This is a genomic window from Sphaerotilus hippei (assembly GCF_003201595.1).
Classification (GTDB): Bacteria; Pseudomonadota; Gammaproteobacteria; order Burkholderiales; family Burkholderiaceae_C; genus Sphaerotilus; species Sphaerotilus hippei.
Window position 1 is genome coordinate 12,943 of sequence record NZ_QJJS01000028.1, and the last position, 19,585, is coordinate 32,527.

Sequence of the window (19,585 nt, forward strand, 5' to 3'; positions counted from 1 at the left end):
GCGTGCGAGCCCGTGCTAATACCGGTGACAGGGTGGACGTTCGGTGGCAAGAATGCACACTCTGCGAAGGATCTGCCCCATGTCCCTGAGCTTGCTGGAACCCGAACGCCACGCCGCGCGTGTCTTCGACGTGGTCCGTGGCCATGTCGAAGCAGACAGCGCCGACGTGGTGGCGCAGTCCTGGCGCCGCTGCCTCGATGACTACCGCCTGCACCCTGATCGTCCGCGGCACCTGAAGGTCGTCGAGCCGCATTCGCTCGAGCAGCGCTGCGAGCGCCTGTCCGACCTGATCGACTGCGCCCGCTACGAGATGACCACGCTCTACCAGCAGCTCGCCGACACCGAGTCGGCGGTGGTGCTGACCGACACCGACGGCGTGATCCTGCACATGGTCTCGTCGGCCGAGTTCGCCGCCGAGGTCGGCCCGGTCGGCCTGCGCACCGGCGCGGTCTGGAGCGAGACCGAAGCCGGCACCAACGGCATGGGCACCTGCCTGGCGGCGGCCTGTCCGGTGGCGGTGCGGCGCGAGGACCACTTCTTCACCCATTTCACCGGCCTGACCTGCTCGGCCGTGCCGGTCTACGACCCGTCCGGGCAGATGGCGGCGGTGCTCGACGTGTCCAGCCGCTCCAGCCTGGCCCAGCAGCACCTGCTGGTGCTGCTGGGCATGACCGCCCGCATGATCGAGAACCGGCTGATCGACCGCTCGTTCCGCCATGCCCACCCGCTGCACTTCCACAGCCGGCCTGAGTTCGTCTACACGCTGCACGAAGGCCGTCTGGCGGTGTCCGACGACGGCCGCATCCTGGCGGCCAACCGCAGCGCGCTGTTCCAGCTCGGCCTGCAGTCGGTCGCCGACATCCGCTCGCGCCGCATCGAGGACATCTTCCAGACCTCGCAGGAAGACCTGATGCAGCGCAGCAACCAGTCGTCCTTCCATCCGGTGGTGACCTACCGGGCCAACGCCGCCCACCGCTTCTTCGCGGTGATGCGCCGCCCGGCCGAGGACCCGGCCCGCCCGGGCACCGGCGGCCCGTTCGGCCCGATCCCGTCGGCCACGCCGCCGCGTCCGGCCGGCCCGCGCACCCCGGCGGTGGTGCCGGCCCCGACCGTCGCCGCACCCGCTGCCGGCTCGACGATGAGCGATGCGCGCCTGGCCAACCACCTGCGGGTGGCCCGGCGTGTCATCGCCCGCCAGACGCCCGTGCTGCTGAGCGGCGAGACCGGTTCGGGCAAGGAGGTGTTCGCGCGTGCGGTGCACGACGGCAGCCCGCATGCCCAGGGCCCGTTCGTCGCCATCAACTGCGCCAGCCTGCCCGACAGCCTGATCGAGTCCGAGCTGTTCGGCTACCGCGCCGGTGCGTTCACCGGCGCGCAGCGCAACGGCCGGCGCGGCAAGATCCTGCAGGCCGACGGTGGCACGCTCTTCCTCGACGAGATCGGCGACATGCCCCTGGACCTGCAGGCCCGCCTGCTGCGCGTGCTCGAGGAGCGCCAGGTCACGCCGCTGGGTGCCGAGGAGACCGTGACCGTCGACTTCCAGCTGCTCAGTGCCAGCCACCGCAACCTGATCGAGCTGGTCGAGCAGGGGCGTTTCCGCGAGGACCTCTACTACCGCCTGGCCGGCATCGAGCTGGCGCTGCCCGCGCTGCGCGAGCGCAGCGACCGGCGCGAGCTGATCCACCACCTGCTGGTGGCCGAAGGCGGGGCCGAGGCCCGCCTGACCCCACAGGCCGAGCAGCTGCTGATGGCCTACCACTGGCCGGGCAACGTGCGCCAGCTGCGCCATGCGCTGCGCTCGGCCTGCGCGCTGGCCGACGGCCTGCCCATCGAGCCCGAGCATCTGCCCGCGCCGCTGCGCACCGTGCGTCCCTCGGTGGCGCCCGTCGCCCTGCCGGTGCCGTGCGGGCCGGCCATGGCCGGCGAGCCGGTGCCGGTGGTGCGCGGCGAGGCCGGTGCGGCCGACGACGAGGCCGCCCAGGCCGTCGCGCGGCTCAACCCCATCCTGGCCAACGAGCGCCAGGTGCTGCTGCAGATGCTGGAGCACCACCGCTGGAACGTCAGCAACGTGGCCAAGGCGCTCGACGTCAGCCGCAACACCCTCTATCGCAAGCTGCACAAGCTGCACATCCAGATCTCGCACACCGATTAGATGTTTGCATCATGGAAACGCTTTCACAGCATCTCTGATGTGAAAGCTTATTCATGAAGCTCACCGGGGCGGTGCAACGCAGCGATAGGAAGAAATATGATTCGGGTCGCCCGTTTGATAGCGTGCGATTGCAGGGTAAGAGCAGAGGGGCTGATTTTTACCAGGGAAAGCCTCTCCTGTCGCAGCAAGAAGGCTCGGCTCTTTTCCGGTTTCGACCCATTGCTCGATTGCGCCTAGAGGATCGAAATCGTCGAGGGCAGGGCCGCCGCCGCAATGTGTCATGCCAGGAACCATGAAAAGCCGTGCCCATTTGGCGCGGGCTGTGACGTCGCCCCCGTTCGTGTCTCGTGTCAACGAATCAAACCACGTCATGATGTCGTGAGCGGAAAATACCGGATCTGACATTCCATGGAATGCGATCAATTTGCTGCCGCGCGTCGAAAATGTATTCATGAACGTGGACGTCGCGTCGTTGAGTGCTCCGGTCTGCTGAACGCGTGACATGTCGCGGTCAAAATCAAAAGTCAGTGTGTCGAATCCCGGGGCAGGAGGCGTCATGAAGTACCCTGTCAGCGAATCTGAACCCAAGGTCGCGTTCAAAGCATCGGGGCGTCCAGCATCCTTGGAAAAGCCAAGCTTCCAGACGCGCCATCCAGTCGACGCGATCCCCGTGTCATAGGGCCAAGAACTGTACAGAGCTTCACCCTTGCTGTTTTTGGGGCCGCCAAAGATGGCATCAAGTGCATTGACCTGCGCTTTGCTCAAACAGTCTGCCTGCTTGCCTGATGCGCATTGCAAGGCAGCTGGCTTGAAGCGACAGGCACCATAATCGTTGATCAATCCATCCTTGATTCCATCTAGCCCGTCACAAGCATCACGAACACCATTTCCTACTATTTTCAAATCTGCCTCGGAGAAAGCTTCTGATAATATTGGCCGTCCTTTTGCATCCTTCGGTGCAATTTTCATAAAAGCCTGTGTATCCCAAGCTTCTGCCACGGCGGCGCGACTAAGGCGGAAACCTGCATTGCCCGCGACGACGCCATCGAACTCTAAGGGGTAGCGTTGAGCTGCAATCATGGCCTCGCGACCACCGTTTGAACAACCCATGAAATATGAGTGTGCCGGAGCCGAAGCATAATACTGAGTCACGAACTGCTTGGCCCGCATGGTCACCTTCCCAATCGCAGCATAGGCAAATTCAAGCCTCGCCTGCTGGTCGTTGCCAAAACTTATATCCTTTTCAGGATGGCCTCCGTCCATCGATACAACAGCATAGCCGCGGGCTAATGCGGGCAAAGCAGATGAGCCAAGTGTCGGTACGGTGCCCAGCGCGTTAGCAAGAAAGCCATCCGAGCCACCGCCACCTTGAAACATCAGGCGCTGTTGCCAATTGTCTGGAAAACGAATTTCAAAGCGAATTCCATAATGTTTTCCATCTGCGCCAGTACGTGGTTCGATCTCACCCTGAACGACGCAGTGTGCTGGCAACATGGCACCCCGTCCACTGGCGCCGGTCATCATCCTTTCAGGATCGGCAGCGGCCGGACCTTCCGGTACGTATTTTGTCATGGTGATGATCGTCTTCTCTGCCTTGGAAGAAGCCATGGCTTGGCATTTCTCATGAGCAGATGTCGCCATGGCTGGGGTTGTGCCCAGGCAGTACAGCATGGAAGCGAAAAGCAGTGATGGAGATCGTGAAGGTATAAGCATCTGTTTTTTCCTGCGCATGCTCTGTGGATTATGCAAAAACGTGTACCAGACTTTTGTGATTATGTGCATGATGGTCGTCTATTTAAACCTGTTGCACTAAAAATTAATGAGGCTGGTGTATTTGGTGGATTTGGCTTGCGTGATATTGGTATTATGAATTTTTAGCGTGCTCCGTAGTGTCGCCATGGCGTTACAGCATGGGCTTGATGGTGTTGACCAACCACTCGCCGATCAGCATGCCCAACAATCCCAGCAATCCAATCAAGGGTGGAGCAGGGGATTTGGTATGAAAAAAACCATAAATACCTCCGGCCAAAACTCCCATCGACAAGGATACGATGTATGGTTTCATGTTCTTGTGCTCCGGAAATTGTGGTGCTATTTAAACTCGGCATAAAGTTCTGGTAAAAAACTAGCCAGATGATTCATTTCCTGCGCACAGTGAAACATCATGTCAGGCCCGAACTCTCGCAACTTCACAAAGTTCTTTGACGACAGAATTGTGTTCGCCAAGCCGTTCACTACAGGCAGGGTCATGATTTTTCCTGTGGCGCTGTGTGTCGAACGCGAGGGCAAATTCAAGACTTCCACGCAATTCGCGAAAAATCGACTGCGCATTTCCGAACCATCCGGGGTGGCTCGGACTTGGTGGATCAGCCACGCAAATGAGAGGGGTAAGGGGGTTAGGCCACCACGCGCCACGATCACGGTGTTTCCCGGCTTGCTGGGCGCAAACCCGACGCTCTGCGGGTCAACGAAGCGAACGGTCAGAGGAGAAAAGCTGGCGCCAAGGTATTCGTCCACATAGGATACATTGTTGATGTATTTCTGACGATCACTCAGGCCTGGTATCTGACTGCGGTCTTCGCCCATTCCGGTGTAGACATGTGCATCTGGATGCCATAACTTGTAGCGAGCGGTTTCAGCGCCATGCCATCCGAACCACCAGTCCCACATTTCGCCTGTCACGCCGGGCATTTTCGTCAAAACCGATACCACGATGTGTCCATCAGAGTTTAGCGTGTAGCCTGTCTCCTGAGGAAGGTAACCTGGGCGGGCCAACATGTCTGCTGCATTCGAAAGTCGGATTCCATATTCTGCGGCAACGGGACCGGTGATCATGGCTTCGCGCGCGTGCGCCTGAATAGGTAATGCACATTTCTGAAAATATTTTGCGTAGGGTTTTGCGTGGTCCTCGGTGCGATAGCCCAGATAGCGAGCTTCGATGTCATAGCTCGCGGGAATGGGCGCCCGGTCAGCCGAAGTTAATTGGTATCGCATGTGCGTCGCTCCGTGAATCCTGTATCGCAGGTGGTTAGGCCATCAGTGCCATGACTGTCGGCGGTTTTAGAACTCTGTCTTAATTCAGCCAATGCAGTGTGAACGATGCGCCTATTTTGGGGCTGTCAACCGTAATTTCCCAGCCATGTGAACGTGCGATTTCCTCGCATATCGACAGGCCTAAGCCGGCGCCTTCGTGGCGGCGCTGCGGACTACGCCAGAAACGCTCAAAAAGGTGCGGTAGGTGATTCGGTGAAATGCCTGGCCCTTGGTCCCGAACGGCAAGTGAATTCGTTTGCAGTGACAGTTCGACCTTGCCATTTTTCGGGGAAAAGTGTAATGCGTTTTCTAGAAGATTTTTCACCAATGCGAACAGTGCCATGCGGTCACCTACAACCGTGGTGTGGGTGTTGTCAAATGTAATGCGCATGTGCACTTGACGTTTTATCGCTATGGGGCGAAGAAAATTAATGACCTCTTGGGTCAATGGTAATAGTTGAATTGGCTCGATCCTGAAACTGCTGGTTTCACTGACTTCTGTCAATAAAAGTAGTTGCTGTACTTGTCGTGTCATGTGATCTATATCGCACAACAACTGATCTTGTTGCAAGTTGCCGTTTAATTCAATTTGACCACGTAATAGTGACAAAGGTGTTTTGAGTTCGTGTGCCGCGTCAGCCAAAAAGCGTTGCTGATTGCGAAATCCTGATTCCAGTCTACTCAGTGCTTCGTTGAAAGCCTGCACCAAGGGTCGCAATTCGCTGGGTAGGTTGCGATCAGTCAAGCGTTGAGAAATTCTTCTTGGTCCGATTTCTTTGGCTTGAGCCGAAGCGATATGGAGTGGGCGCAGAAGCCGCTTCACGGTCAACGACAGAACAATTCCGAGAACGACTGCTGACAATAATGTTGTAGCGAGTGTTGCCCCGCCAATCCTCCGGTTGGAATCCAAGTGGATCACAGTCACCAGTCGCTCACTGACCTTGGCCTCGATGATCCAAGAGATTTTTCCTCGATTGATCGGCAGTGAGTAGGTCGACATTGGAGTTTCAGCGGCGCCTGAAAAATGCGGTATATCGCGTGATTTCAGGTGTACATGGCCGGAGGGATCACTCACCTGATAAGCCAAGTCTCGCGGAAGCGCCTCAAGCAGCCATGGGAGTTGGTCCGGCCAATCCAGGTTGACAGGGCTGCCTTCTGCATCGAATTCCAGTGACTGGGCAATTATATTTGCCAACTTCTCTGCACTGTGGAGTGAGCCTCTGTCCGTCTGTGGGGAAAAAGCAAACCAGACAGTCGTGCCGACACATGAAAGTGTTGCAACCATGGCTGCCAAGTAGGTTGCCATCAGCCTGATTGCCAAGCTTTGGTGCCAGTCAGCCCTCAATGGCTGCATATCCAACTCCGCGGACATTGTTGATGCGCAGGTTGGAACCTATATCGGTTAGTTTGCGCCGTATTCTGTGCAGGGCTACATCCAGCGCGTTGGGCGTCACTGCCTCCTGCAAGCCCCAAGCTGCCGCATCGAGGGTTGAGCGCCGTACAGGACTGCCTTCATTTCTGAATAATGTCAGCATGATTTGCATTTCCGCACGTGCCAGCGGGCAGGTATAGTTATTGCATAGCATCACACCTTGCTCCGGTATCAGACGCACGTCACCCCAGCTTGGATTGAGTGCTACTTGGATTGGCGGTCGCCGCAGCAATGCGCGAACACGCGCCACCAGTTCGGACATTGGAAAGGGCTTACTCAAATAATCATCGGCGCCTGCTTCAAGTCCATCCACTCGATCGTGTAGGGCGTCTCTTGCCGTGAGCATCAGGCATGGAATGAACTGACGATCTGTCCGCAAGCGGCGCACCAAGTCAAGGCCATCTCCATCAGGCAGTCCTCGATCAACGATGATGCATGAGTAGTCCATGGTCTGCAGTGCTTCCCAAGCCAAGTTCGCACGTTCGACCGTATCGCATGCCAGGCCAGCGTTATCCAGTGCCTGCCTCACCAAGGCTGCCAAGCGATCATGATCTTCCAGCAAGAGCACGCGATACATGGTGTGATCAATACCTTAAAAACTATATAGATAGCTCGCCCGAACGGCTGATATACCACTGCGCCCCACCAGCGGGCTGTCCTTGATGGACGATCCAAGGATCGTGTGACTCACGTCTACGGAGGTGCTGTGCTTCGGAGCAAGAGAAATGTTCATGCGCAGTCCCAATTCAGTGTTGATGCTCGATGTGCCATCGTATGCAGCGCGGCCTACTCGCGATTCGGTGGCACGAATACCATAATAGTAGTCAACATATGAACTGTCCTGCCATACCATGGCTAATCGAGGCATTACATTCACGCTGCCAAACTGCGATCGATGACTGGCTTCCAGCCTGATTTGCTGACCACCGCTTCGGTTTGAAGCGTCGCCCAGCCATTCGGCAGATAAATTTGCCAGAGGGAGACGCAAGTCGGTTCGGGCGCCCAGCCACAAGCCTCCATTGCGTTTTTCCATGCCTTGAAGTTCAGCTGCATCGCTCGCCTCATAGCCTGCATCCGAATAACGTGCACGCAGAGTAAAGGAGACCAATCCAGCTGAAGGCAACTTCACATCGAGTGAAGGACCGAATAACCGTGCATAATCATTTTCGAAAGTCAGAAGGGGTAGAATTTTTGTGTCGGTTTTGACGCTGCGGTAAGGCGATGTCTCCCGGCCGATTCCCAAGCCCAAGCCCCAGCGGGAATTTTTCTCTTCTTTGGGTGGGCTTTCGGCTTGAGCTACGGCCGAATGCAGCGTCATGGCGAGCGTGAAGGCGGCAATCAATGGGGGGCGGGATGTGAAGTACATGTTGATCTTTCTCGATGGTCAGAATTGAATGTTAGTTCGCTTTGACTTACCGGATTATTACCGGCCAACGGTTGACGGCATGGGTCATTCGAGGTGAGTTAATTTTTGCTGTACCGGGTCATCCATGTTGGTGGCGATGGCGCGTACATATGTACGACCCTGTCGATGATTGTGGTTCATCTATTTTGAACGATGGCCTGAGTCGATCTTCATGCCAGCCGCATTGCCAACCAACCACTTGCTTTGGCCGCATCTGTTCTTGTGCATCATTGCAATGACTCAGATATGTCGGTGGTCTCAGGCTTATTGAGTGGCCAGAAGATATCAATTTTTTGAAATAACCAAACCCAAACCATCAAGATAAGTCTTGACTGCCAATCGGCCTGAAGCGATCGCAGCATCGCTGCCCAAGCCAAGGGAGCACTGCGCTGCCAATCCATGTCCGATCGCCAGCAAGCCGAGTGCCGCATATTGAGGGTCCACTGTCTGTTCAAGCCTGCCTTCAAGTTTCAGAGCTTGAATCAATGTGCAGATTTCATTCGCACGATGTGATGAGATTAATTTCTCATTCCATGCTGGATCGATCAGCAGTGAATGGCATTCGGAGTTCCGGATGACTCCCATCAGTCTGAGCAGCCGAACTTCATCGTCAAGGTGTTGAAGCGGCTTCAACGCGAGCTTGGCTAGGTGTTCAGATATTTCTGCCGCTTCTTCGTCGATGGAGCTTTTGGCGGGATATTCTGCAAGCCATAGACGTCGTTCCAGCACAGCTCGAAGGATCGAGCACTTGCTGTCGAAGTGCCAGCGGAAGGCGCCTCTGGACAGCCCGGCGATTTCGGCAATATTTTCCTGCGTAGTGCAGGAAAAACCCTGTTTCAAAAATAGCTCTTCAGCGGCATCCAGTAATTTTTCCCTGGTTTTTTGCGAGGCGGTTCCAGTGCTGATTGATCGGCAGGAACGGCTGCCTGTCCCTGCTGGAGCCGTACCTGACTGACGACTCAGGGAGTCCATCCGCCACCCAATCCCTTGTACAAAGCCAGATCGTTGTTCAGCTTGTTTAAGCGAAGACTGATCAAACCCTGCGCTGCGCTGTACCTGCTGCGTTGCGCATCCAGTACCGGCAGATAGCTGTCAACGCCATGGGTGTAACGGGCTTCGGAAAGTTTCAGCACCTGCTCACTGGCGGTCAGCAGCGCGCGCTGCGACTGCAATTGTGCAGAGATGGATGTGCGCTGTGACAGCCCATCCGAGACTTCCCGGAATGCGGCCTGAATCGCTTGCTCATACTGCGCCAAGGCAATGCCTTGCGCTGCCTTGGCGCTGTCGAGATTGGCTTGATTGGCCCCACCATCGAAGATGGGCAAGCTGATTTGTGGCACAAAGCTCCAGGCGCTCGAGCCACTCTTGAACAGATCAGACAAGGCTGTGCTGCTGCTGCCTGCCGCCGCAGTGAGGCTGATGCGTGGATAAAACGCCGCACGTGCAGCGCCAATATTGGCGTGACTTGCCTTCAACTGATGCTCGGCTTGCAGCACGTCAGGGCGTCGCAACAACAACTCGGACGGCAGACCAACGGGCAGATCACCCATGGCATTGAGTTCGTCGACCAGCGCTGCAGGCTGCAGCGCTTCTGGCAATACTGTGCCGACCAGCAGCGACAATGCATGCTGGTCAGCGGCTACTTGTCCTGTGTAGCGAGCCACGTCACCTCGTGCGGTTTCGACGCTCGTCTCGACCTGCCGCAAGCTGAGTTCAGTGCCGTAACCGTTGTTCAGGCGCGCCTGGGTCAGCGCCAGCGTTTCGGCCTGACTGCGCAGAGTTTCCCGTGCAAGCCCCAGTCGTTCCAGATCAGCAGCAAGGCCCAGCCAAGCTTGGGCAACCGAGGCCACGACGCTCAGTTGCGTAGCGCGACGTGCCTGATCTGTGGCGAGGAATTGCTCCAGTGCTTGTTCGTTCATGCTTCGCACTCGCCCGAACAAGTCCAGTTCGTAGGCGGTGATGCCCAAGTTGGCACTGTACTGACGTCCAATCACGGCCGAACCCGCACCAGACAAGCTGGCCGGTACGCGACTGATGGAACCGGCTGCATTGGCAGCAACGCTGGGCAACGATTGTGCGTCCTGAATTTGGTACGTCGCGCGTGCCCTGTCGATGTTCAGTGCAGCGATCCGCAGATCACGGTTGTGTTGCAGGGCGCTCTCGATCAACTGACGCAGCGTTGCATCGGAAAAAAATTCTTTCCAGCCAATATCCGGAGTGGTTGTGGAGGTTGACGTCTCATCATAGGCAGCTGGTATGGGCGCTGCCGGCTGTTCATAGCGTGGCGCCAAGTTGCTGCAAGCCACCAGCGAAGATGCCAGAGCCACGATGGTCAAAGAGAGGAAGCGGGGCATCTCAGTGGCCCTCCTGCAATGAGGTGGAGCTGTCGACAGTCGATGCCTTGCGCGGCACCAGTCTCTGCACGACAACAAAAAACAGGGGTACGAAGAAAATCGCCAGAACAGTGCCGGAAACCATGCCACCCACCACCGCAGTGCCCAGCGCATTTTGTGCACCAGCACCGGCGCCTTTGCTGGTCACCAGCGGCAGAACGCCCAGAATGAAAGCCAGCGAAGTCATCAGGATGGGACGCAGGCGCTGGCCGGCTGCCATGATGGCTGCCTCGACCACACCCTTGCCTTGCGCCACCAGCTCCTTGGCGAACTCGACGATCAGGATCGCATTCTTTGATGCCAGGCCTACAGTCGTGAGCAGGCCAACCTGAAAGTACACATCGTTCATCTTCCAGCTCAGCAGTGCACCGACAATGGTGCCCAGCACGCCCAGCGGCACCACCATGATCACCGAAACCGGAACTGCCCAACTTTCATAGAGTGCGGCCAAGCAAAGGAAGACGACGAGAATGGATACCGCATACAACACGGCTGCCCGGCCTCCAGCTTCGCGCTCTTGGCGTGAGACACCCGTCCACTCGAAGCCTATGCCCTTGGGCAGTTCGGCTACATGCTTTTCCACCAGATCCAGGGCCTGTCCGCTGGACAAGGCGCCAGGCAGTGCCATGCCAAGAATCTCGACCGAGGGTACGCCGTTGTAGCGTTCCAGGCGCGGCGAACCGACGACCCAATCAGCAGTTGCGAAGGCACGGAACGGAACCATGGTGCCGCTTGCGTTGCGTACATGCCAGCGGTCAATGTCGCCAGGCAACATGCGATGAGGTGCATCAGCCTGCATGAAGACCTTCTTGACGCGGCCGCGGTCAATGAAGTCATTGACGTAACTGCTGCCCCAGGCGGCGGACAGGGTGTTGTTCACATCAGCCATTGACAGGCCGAGCGCCCCGACCTTCTCCTGATCGATCTCGAGTTTCAGTTGAGGTGTGTCTTCCAGTCCGTTGGGTCGGATGGCCACGAGGCCCGGCTCCTTCATCAGTGCTGCAAGCAACTGGTTGCGTGCAGCCATCAGCGCTTCATGACCCAGGTTGGCTCGGTCCTGCAGCATCAGGTCGAAACCACTGGCATTGCCCAGTTCGGACACGGCAGGAGGTGCAAACACGAAGGCTGAAGCATCACGGAACTTGGACATGGCCATCATGGCTGCACCAGCCACGTTCTGTGCCTTCTGGTGTTTGGCCGTGCGCTGGTCCCAGGGCTTGAGCTTGATGAAGGCAAAGCCGGCGTTCTGGCCACTGCCCGCAAAGCTGAAACCTGCCACGGTGAAGATCGAATCCACCGAGTCCTTTTGCTCGACCAGAAACTGGTTCTCCAGAACTTTCAATGCTTTGATCGTACGGTCCTGAGTTGCACCTGCAGGCAGTTGCACCACGGCAAACAGCGTGGCTTGGTCCTCGTCAGGAAGAAAGCCGCCGGGAATCTTCGTGAAGACGAATCCCACCAGCCCTGCAAGCGCGGCATAGATGACCATGTAACGGCCTGCGCGGTTGACCATGTGGCGCACTGCGCCCTGATAACCAGTGTTGCTGCGATCAAACAGTCGGTTGAACGCACCAAAGAAGCCAGTGGTAGCCAATGCATGGCCTTTGTGCACAGGCTTGAGCAGCGTCGCGCACAGTGCCGGCGTCAGGATCATTGCCACCAGGACTGACAAGGTCATCGCCGAAACGATGGTGACGGTGAACTGGCGGTAGATGACACCCGTGGAACCTCCGAAGAACGCCATGGGAACGAACACGGCAGCCAGCACGAGGGCCACGCCAACCAGAGCTCCCGAGATCTGGCCCATGGATTTGCGGGTCGCCTCCAGTGGAGAAAGCCCTTCTTCGCTCATCACCCGCTCGACGTTCTCGACGACGACGATCGCATCGTCGACCAGCAGGCCGATGGCCAATACCATCGCCAGCATGCTCAGCGTGTTGATCGTGTACCCGAAGGCTGCCAGCACGCCGAAGGTACCCAGAAGCACGACCGGCACTGCGATCGTAGGAATCAGCGTGGCACGGAAGTTCTGCAGGAACAGGTACATCACCAGGAACACCAGCACCACTGCCTCGACCAGGGTCTTGACCACTTCCTCGATGGACAGGCGCACAAATGGAGTGGTGTCGTAGGGCTTGATCACGTCGACACCTTGAGGGAAGAAGGGCCGTAACTCCTCCAATTTGGTGTCGATGCCACGTACCGTGGCCAGCGCGTTGGCGCCCGTGGCCAGCTTCAGTGCCAGACCCGCTGCCGGCTTGCCGTTGAACCGGCTGGAAACGTCGTAGCTTTCGCTGCCCAGTTCGATGCGAGCCACATCCTTGAGCCTGACTGAAGATCCTGCAGTCGAGGTACGCAGCAGAATGTTCTCGAACTCAGCAGCCGTCTTCAGTCGAGTCTGGGCGCTGATGGTCGCGTTCAACTGCTGGCCCTGCACCGCAGGCAAGCCACCGACCTGACCTGCCGAGATCTGGGCATTCTGTGCCGTGATGGCCGCCTTCACGTCGGTCGGCGTCAACTTGAACTGGTTGAGCTTGTTCGGGTCCAGCCAGATGCGCATGGCGTATTGCGACCCGAACAGTGTCGTGTCACCCACACCCTCGACCCGGCTCAGCGGTTCCTGGATGTTGGCTGCCACGTAGTCCGACAAGTCGCTGCCAGTCATCCGCCCGTCGGTGGACACGAACGCCAGCACGTTCAGGAAGTTGTTGGCGGACTTGGTGACTTGGACACCTTGCTGCTGCACCTCTTGTGGCAGCAACGGCGTGGCCAGGGCCAGCTTGTTCTGTACCTGAACCTGCGCGGTGTCGGGGTTCGTGCCTGTCTTGAAAGTCAGCGTGATGGTGACCGCGCCGGAAGACTCGCTGGTCGAAGAGATGTACTCGAGCTGATCCAGCCCTTTCATCTTCTGCTCGATGACCTGGGTGACCGTGTCTTCCAGTGTCTTGGCAGATGCCCCGGGGTAACGCGCCGAAATGGCAACGGCAGGCGGAGCGATCGTCGGGTATTGGGCAATGGGCAGGGTATTGACTGCCATGATGCCGCTCAGCATCACGATGATCGCCAGCACCCATGCGAACACAGGCCTGTCGATGAAAAAACGTGCCATGAATATTCTCCGTCAGCCGGATCAGTTCGCCGCAGCAGTCTGAGGCTTGGCCTCGACCACCATGCCTGGCCGTGCCTTCTGTTGCCCTTCCACGGCAACACGATCACCCGCCTGCAGGCCTGAGGTGACCAGCCATTGATCGCCCATCGCACGACCCGTCCGGATCGGACGCTGCACCAGCTTTTGCGCGGAATCCACGACAAACACAAGGGGCTTTCCGGTCGGGTCGCGGCTGACGGCCGGTTGCGGCACCAGCAGCGCGTTCTCCATCACCCCCTCTTCCACCACCGCCCGCGCATACATTCCAGGCAGCAGGGCTCCTTTGGGGTTGGGAAACTCGGCCCGCAGCGTGACCGCACCCGTGCTCTGGTCCACGGTAACTTCCGACGACTGCAGCTTCCCCGTGAGCGGGTAGGTGCTGCCGTCTTCCAGCACCAGTTTTACCCGTGCCGTACCAGTCTTCAGCTGACCACTGGCCAACGCATTGGCAAGCGACAGCATGGTTGAACTGTTCTGGGTCACGTCGACGTAGATCGGGTCAAGTTGCTGGATCGTGGCCAGAGCAGTCGCCTGATTGGCCGTCAACAAGGCGCCGGGTGTGACCGTGGATCGACCGATGCGGCCACTGATGGGTGCCGTGACACGCGTGTATTGCAGGTTGATCCGTTGGGTCTGCAGCGCGGCCTTGGCGGAAAGGATTTCCGCCTCGGCCTGCAGCAGTGCGGCAGCGGCATCATCCGCATCTTGTTGACCGACAGCTTTCATCGCTGCCAGATCCTTGAGACGTGCCGCCTTGAGCTTCACAGCGACCAAGCTGGCTTCCGCCTTGGCCAGGGCAGCCTGCGCGCTGTCGACCGCAGCCTGATAAGTGGCGGGTTCAACCTGATAAAGCAACTCACCGGCCTTGACCACCGTGCCTTCCTTGAAGAGCCTCGCCTTCACCAGCCCTGTCACCTGAGGGCGAACCTCCGCGATCTGGACCGGGGCAACGCGTCCAGGCAAGTCGGTGGTCAGGGTCAACGACCTAGGCTCCACCGTCATCACGGTGACCTGTGGGGTGCCCTGTGTTCCTGTCACTGGAGGGCCTGGAGGATCACCACACCCGGTAAGCAACGCTGAAACGACGGCCAGAAGGGTGCCTGGCAAGGCGGTTGATCGCGTGGAACACATGTCAAGACTCCAGATGGAAGAGAGCTGGCAATGATTTGCATCAAGTCATTACTGTACCGTACGGTTCATTATTGACTTGACACTTGAACTTCGTCAAGTCGATACTGAACACCCTGGTTCATTTACGAAGGCACTGTGAAAGTTCGCACTGAAGCGCGGTACGACCGCATCCTCGAGATCGCATCTGGCGTCTTTCTTGAACAAGGCTTCGAGAGGGCCTCGATGTCCGAGATCGCACGCCGTGTCGGGGGGTCCAAAGCCACCCTGTATGGCTACTTCCCGTCCAAGGAGAACTTGTTTCTTGCGGTGGTTGAAGCAGAAGGTCAGCGTCACATGGCCGCAGCTGAAGCCGAAGTGATGTCGGCGATTGCAGGCACCTTGAGAGACGCATTGATCCGCCTCGGTGAAGCGGTCGTGACCTTCATGTGCTCTGAGGTCGCCTGCTCGGCCCACCGCATGGTGCTGGGCGCTGCGGGTCGCTCCGACATCGGTCAGGCGTTCTACGAGATGGGCCCCAAGCCTGCGCTGGAACGCGTCGCCGTCGCCCTGAGTGCGGCCATGGATCGCAACGAGATTCGCCGTGCGGATCCATGGGTCGCAGCGCAGCACCTCTCCGGTCTTCTGACAGCTGAAATTCAGCCTCGCTGGTTCTGTCGTGACCTGCAAGCGCTGGCGCCAGGAGAGGCGCAAGCCATTGCTGAACGAGCGGTGGACGTCTTTTCGCGCGGCTACAGCATCTGATGGCCTGGCTCCAAGGCCACGTTGACTGAAGCAAGCTGGAAGGCTAGTCGGCATCAGCAGGTCTCCGGGTGTGTGGCAGCGCCACGTCAGCGCGCGAGTCGGCTCAAGAGGCATGCATCTTCATTCATCAGGGTCGTCGGTCAGTGCCTGAAAAGCTTGAGCATTGACCACGAGTTCGATCGATTCCACGCAGCCATGCAGAGATGTAATGAGGCTTGGCGCAATGTGCAGCCCTATCACGGATGCAACAGGACCCCCCCCATGCCCTCGTCAGAGCAGACAGCCCACCAGCCCATATGCAAACGCCCGTTCACTGCGCTCATCGCGCTGGCATTCGGGCTCACGGCCTGCGGCGTGACCATTGACAACGGTCCCAGGAATCAGTCCCTGGTGGCAGGATTTGCTGCGCAGGACATGGACAAGATCGGTAGCTCTCTGCCCGCGACGAACCAGCCGCTTCCAGAGGTCAGCGTAGCCATGGCCTTCTCCGGTGGTGGTGCACGAGCGGCTGCATTTGCCCTCGGTGCTCTGCAGGGGCTGTCCTCCTTGCCTGCACCAACTCCATTCGACGGCACGCTGCTGGATCATCTCGGATTCATCACCAGCGTCTCCGGTGGCTCGATGACTGCAGCCTGGGTCGGGCTGTACGGCACCGGGTCACTGGACGAGTTCCGCCACAAGGCCCTGCTTCGGGACAGTGAACAAGGCTTGCGTGCGAGCCTGCTGAATCCGACCAACCTTCTGCGCCTTGCCGCAGGCGGGCTGAATGATCGAAACAATTTCCAGCATTGGCTGGACAACGAGGTCTTTCACCAAGCCACCTTTGCCGAGATGAGTCGTCCTGGGCATCCTCTGGTGTGGATCAATGCAACCGATCTGCAACAGCGCATGCCATTCACGTTCCATCAAGGAGTCTTCAGCACCTTGTGCAGTGACCTGAGCACCTACCCGGTGGCCGAGGCTGTGGCGGCATCGATGGCCGTGCCACTTGTGTTCGCACCCATCGTGCTGGAGAAGCACACCGAGCACTGTCCCGTCGACTTGGGAGTGGACTCGTCAACGAAGAGCAAAGCACTCAGTTCGACCATGCTGGGGCAAGCCATCGCCGGTGCCATGCGCGACCTTCGTGACGCGCACAGCGGCCGTTACGTCAAGCTGGTCGATGGTGGACTGACGGACAACTTCGGTTTGACCAGTGTCCAGCAATTCAGGACTCTGGCAGGGACCACCTACGCGCCACTCAGTCGCGCCGAGGCTCTGCATCTCCGGCGCCTGCTGTTCGTGGTCGTCGATGGTGGACGTCGACCATCGGTGGCCTGGAACCGCGTCGTGGAAGGTCCTGATGGCATCGACATGGCGTCTGCCTCCATCGATGCAGCCATCGACACCAATGTCAGGCTCAGCTACGACGGCTTCTTGCGCATGATCCAGCAGTGGCAGCGAGACGTGGTTCAGTTGCGATGTGCGCTGCCACACGAGGAGCAGCTTCTGCTGAAGACCGGGCGACCGCACTGGCGCTGCGACGACGTGGAGCTGTCCGTCACCCGCATCAGCTTCGATGATTTGGCGCCAAGTCGCGCTGCCATGCTGCATGAGGTGTCCACGCGACTGACTCTTCCTGCCAGTCAGGTCGACGCCGTCACCGCTGCGGGCAGGGACGCCGCGATTGGAAACGCAGCGATACGCGCTTTCTCCAGTCAGTCGCTGCTCAGGCACTGAACAGCATTCAAGCTGCAGCAGCAGAGCCGCTGATCATGGGGTGCAAAAACTTGTATCCGCAAGGCAAGACGAGAGAAGCATTCCACAAGCTAATGGCTCTTTTCTCCATGCGTTCACTCGATGCGACTGTCCAGTCAAGTTGATGGCAGTCGATATCCGATGCTACGCAAGTCGCCCGATGGGCGAATCCGTCGACGATCCACACTCAGGACCACCATCCATGCACATCTCCAAACACTGGACCGTATCAGTCCGCATGTACGTTGCGTTCGCCTTGATCGGGCTGGTGGTGCTCAGCGGTCTCGGTTTTGGCTATGCGCAGCAACGCCACAATGACACCACTCTGACGGTGGTGAGTCAACGAGAGTACGGACGCATGCAACAAGTGCACGCGTGGCAACTGCTCGCGACGGGTACCGCCGTGCGTATCGTCGCAGTCAACCGCAGCGCAGATCCTGTGCTTGGACGATTTTTTGGACCAGAAATCGGCCCTGGCATCACCGTCATCAGGCAGAAGTTTGACGAAATCAAAAAATGGGCGACATCACCAGATGAAGTGGCGATCCTCAAGGAGATCGACGAGGTCGGTGTCTTGATCGGCTTGACGCTCGACAAGATCGCCATGGCTCGCAAGTCGAGCGATGAGGCGGCCGCGGCGGCTGCTTTTGAGCAAAGCTTCATGCCGCTGGTGGCTCGTTACCAAAAGTCCATCGACAGGTTCGCGGCTCACCAGCAGCAGAAGCTCAACGATGGCATTGCCGCCGAGAATGCGGCGCAGTGGCAGCAATACTGGACAGGCACGGCCGTGATGGCCTTGCTTGTTGTCATCGCGGGATGTCTGGTGATGAGCCTGATGCGCTACATCCGGCGATCGCTGGCCAGTGCCATTCACGTGGCGGGTACGATCCGTTCGGGTCAGCTGGGGCTAAGCGTGGACACCGGGGGGCAGGACGAGTTTGGCGCGTTGATGCGTGCACTCGATGGCATGGCCAACAGCCTGCATCAGGTCGTGACCCAGGTGCGCAGCAGCGCCGACCAGATCGCAGACGCCTCGCAGCAGATCGCCGACGGCAACCAAGATCTTTCGGAGCGTACCGAGCGTCAGGCCAGTCATCTGCAGCAGACCGCGTCCACCATGGAAGAACTGGCCGCCACGGTACAGCAGTCTGCAACCAATGCGGTCGAAGCCAACCAACTTGCACTCGAGGCCAGCGCGGTGGCCCAGCGTGGTGGTGAGGTGGTTCATCGGGTTGTCGAGACGATGAGTGAGATCGAGAAGTCGTCCCACCGCATTGGAGAGATCATCTCTGTCATCGACGGCATCTCGTTCCAAACCAACATCCTGGCGCTGAACGCGGCGGTCGAGGCGGCACGTGCGGGCGAGCAGGGTCGGGGTTTTGCTGTCGTGGCGGGTGAGGTTCGTAACCTTGCACAACGCTCAGCCACGGCCGCCAAAGAGATCAAGTCACTGATCGTGGATTCTGCAGAGAAGGTACGCAACGGCAGCGGACAAGTCGAGGCGGCAGGTCAGACGATGACCGAACTGATGCGGTCGGTACAGCAGGTCAGCACCTTGATCGGAGAAATCAGTGCGGCCGCGGTTGAACAGCGCTCAGGCATCAATGGAGTCACTGAGGCGGTCGGACAACTCGATCAAGGCACACAGCAGAATGCAGCCTTGGTGGAGCAGGCTGCTGCTGCGGCTTGTTCGCTGAGCGAGCAGACACGCGAGCTGGCTCGGGCTGTCTCCGTCTTCAAGCTGACGCCTGCTCACTGATCTGGCTGGACAAGTCGCCAAGTGGTTTTCTTGGATGGACCAAAGTTTCCTGTCCCGCATGCAGGGAATGGGTTCATCCGCCGCTTTGGCGGGCGTGCGCAGGTCCGCCACGCGCTTTGCTCGGCCTGCCCATCGAGCCCAAGCACCTGCCTGTGCCGCTGCGCACCGTGCGTCTCTCGGTGGTGCCTGTCTGGATGTTCGCGTGAGGTCGCAGGATCGCCCACCCTTCGGACCCCTTCCTCTGCGTCGCGCTGAACTTGGTAGACTGCCGATCATGGGTGCTGCGCCGCGAGTGGCGCATCAGGTCGTTCACGCAGGTCGGGCCGCCTCGTGAGCATGCTCACGACTTGAGACCCCATGACGCCTGACCTCGTCCAGATCATCGCCACCGTGCTGTTCGCCGTGGCCCTGACGCACACCTTCGCCACCAGTCAGTTCGAGCGCCTGGCGCACCGCTACCCGCGCCACGCCGGGATGTTCCACCTGCTGGGTGAAGTGGAGGTGGTGTTCGGCTTCTGGGCCATGGTGCTGGTGTTGGTGATGGCGCTGACCCCCCCCGCGTCAGAATAGTTGCCGCGTCGATAGAACCCAAAGAGGGGGCGAAGACGAGGAGAAGACGTGGCTCGATACGGCAAGGAATACAAGGACCGGGTG

Annotated in this window: 15 protein-coding genes and 1 pseudogene; 6 read left to right on the forward strand and 10 right to left on the reverse strand. The window is 58.7% G+C overall.

Translation table 11 applies throughout. The features are described from left to right. The first annotated feature begins 79 nt into the window (after positions 1-79). On the forward strand, positions 80-2,152 hold the full coding sequence (locus C7444_RS19170) for a sigma-54-dependent Fis family transcriptional regulator (protein WP_110402464.1): 2,073 nt from the start codon (positions 80-82) through the stop codon (positions 2,150-2,152). Between the two features lie 60 nt (positions 2,153-2,212). Here C7444_RS19170 and C7444_RS19175 read toward each other — a convergent pair whose 3' ends face one another. Beyond that, positions 2,213-3,760: a tannase/feruloyl esterase family alpha/beta hydrolase gene (locus C7444_RS19175; protein ID WP_245909645.1), complete on the reverse strand. Its 1,548-nt coding sequence runs from the start codon at positions 3,758-3,760 to the stop codon at positions 2,213-2,215. Positions 3,761-3,895: 135 nt separating this feature from the next. On the opposite strand from C7444_RS19175, the gene C7444_RS20820 reads away from it, so the two are divergent. After that, on the forward strand, positions 3,896-4,030 hold the full coding sequence (locus tag C7444_RS20820) for a hypothetical protein (RefSeq protein WP_259372567.1): 135 nt from the start codon (positions 3,896-3,898) through the stop codon (positions 4,028-4,030). A gap of 25 nt (positions 4,031-4,055) precedes the next feature. On the opposite strand, the gene C7444_RS19180 is transcribed toward C7444_RS20820, so the two are convergent. From C7444_RS19180 to C7444_RS19215, 9 genes are all read right to left on the reverse strand, one after another. Continuing rightward, a complete protein-coding gene (locus C7444_RS19180; RefSeq protein ID WP_110402466.1) occupies positions 4,056-4,217 on the reverse strand; it encodes a DUF1427 family protein in 162 nt (53 codons plus the stop codon). 26 nt (positions 4,218-4,243) lie between these two features. Then, complete coding sequence (locus C7444_RS20085) at positions 4,244-5,146, reverse strand: DAPG hydrolase family protein (RefSeq protein ID WP_146219453.1); 903 nt, start codon at positions 5,144-5,146, stop codon at positions 4,244-4,246. Positions 5,147-5,225: 79 nt separating this feature from the next. Beyond that, the gene (locus tag C7444_RS19185) at positions 5,226-6,491 is read right to left on the reverse strand and encodes a sensor histidine kinase (RefSeq protein WP_170130811.1); all 1,266 of its coding nucleotides are present in this window, start codon (positions 6,489-6,491) and stop codon (positions 5,226-5,228) included. 28 nt (positions 6,492-6,519) lie between these two features. Next, positions 6,520-7,194 carry a response regulator transcription factor gene (locus C7444_RS19190; protein WP_110402468.1) on the reverse strand — a complete coding sequence of 225 codons (675 nt, stop codon included), beginning with the start codon at positions 7,192-7,194 and terminating at the stop codon, positions 6,520-6,522. 15 nt (positions 7,195-7,209) lie between these two features. Further along, complete coding sequence (locus tag C7444_RS19195) at positions 7,210-7,983, reverse strand: MipA/OmpV family protein (RefSeq protein WP_110402469.1); 774 nt, start codon at positions 7,981-7,983, stop codon at positions 7,210-7,212. Positions 7,984-8,307: 324 nt separating this feature from the next. Further along, the gene (locus C7444_RS19200) at positions 8,308-8,994 is read right to left on the reverse strand and encodes a TetR/AcrR family transcriptional regulator (RefSeq protein ID WP_110402470.1); all 687 of its coding nucleotides are present in this window, start codon (positions 8,992-8,994) and stop codon (positions 8,308-8,310) included. Continuing rightward, positions 8,982-10,376, reverse strand: a complete 1,395-nt coding sequence (locus C7444_RS19205; protein ID WP_110402471.1) for an efflux transporter outer membrane subunit — start codon at positions 10,374-10,376, stop codon at positions 8,982-8,984. The genes C7444_RS19200 and C7444_RS19205 overlap by 13 nt, the downstream gene beginning before the upstream one ends. 1 nt (position 10,377) lies before the next feature. Continuing rightward, positions 10,378-13,524 (reverse strand): efflux RND transporter permease subunit, encoded by a 3,147-nt coding sequence (locus C7444_RS19210; RefSeq protein ID WP_110402472.1) that lies wholly within the window; start codon positions 13,522-13,524, stop codon positions 10,378-10,380. Positions 13,525-13,545: 21 nt separating this feature from the next. Continuing rightward, positions 13,546-14,544 carry an efflux RND transporter periplasmic adaptor subunit gene (locus tag C7444_RS19215; RefSeq protein ID WP_375136944.1) on the reverse strand — a complete coding sequence of 333 codons (999 nt, stop codon included), beginning with the start codon at positions 14,542-14,544 and terminating at the stop codon, positions 13,546-13,548. 285 nt (positions 14,545-14,829) lie between these two features. Between C7444_RS19215 and C7444_RS19220 the strand changes: the two genes are divergently transcribed. The 4 genes and pseudogenes from C7444_RS19220 to C7444_RS19235 all read left to right on the forward strand — a co-directional run. Beyond that, entirely contained in the window at positions 14,830-15,435 is a 606-nt protein-coding gene (locus C7444_RS19220) for a TetR/AcrR family transcriptional regulator (protein ID WP_110402474.1), read from the forward strand. A gap of 261 nt (positions 15,436-15,696) precedes the next feature. Next, on the forward strand, positions 15,697-17,154 hold the full coding sequence (locus tag C7444_RS19225) for a patatin-like phospholipase family protein (RefSeq protein WP_245909646.1): 1,458 nt from the start codon (positions 15,697-15,699) through the stop codon (positions 17,152-17,154). 220 nt (positions 17,155-17,374) lie between these two features. Next, positions 17,375-18,931 (forward strand): methyl-accepting chemotaxis protein, encoded by a 1,557-nt coding sequence (locus tag C7444_RS20940; RefSeq protein WP_110402475.1) that lies wholly within the window; start codon positions 17,375-17,377, stop codon positions 18,929-18,931. Positions 18,932-19,288: 357 nt separating this feature from the next. Beyond that, a pseudogene (locus C7444_RS19235) lies at positions 19,289-19,480 on the forward strand (putative Na+/H+ antiporter); the annotation flags it as partial. Positions 19,481-19,585: the final 105 nt, after the last annotated feature.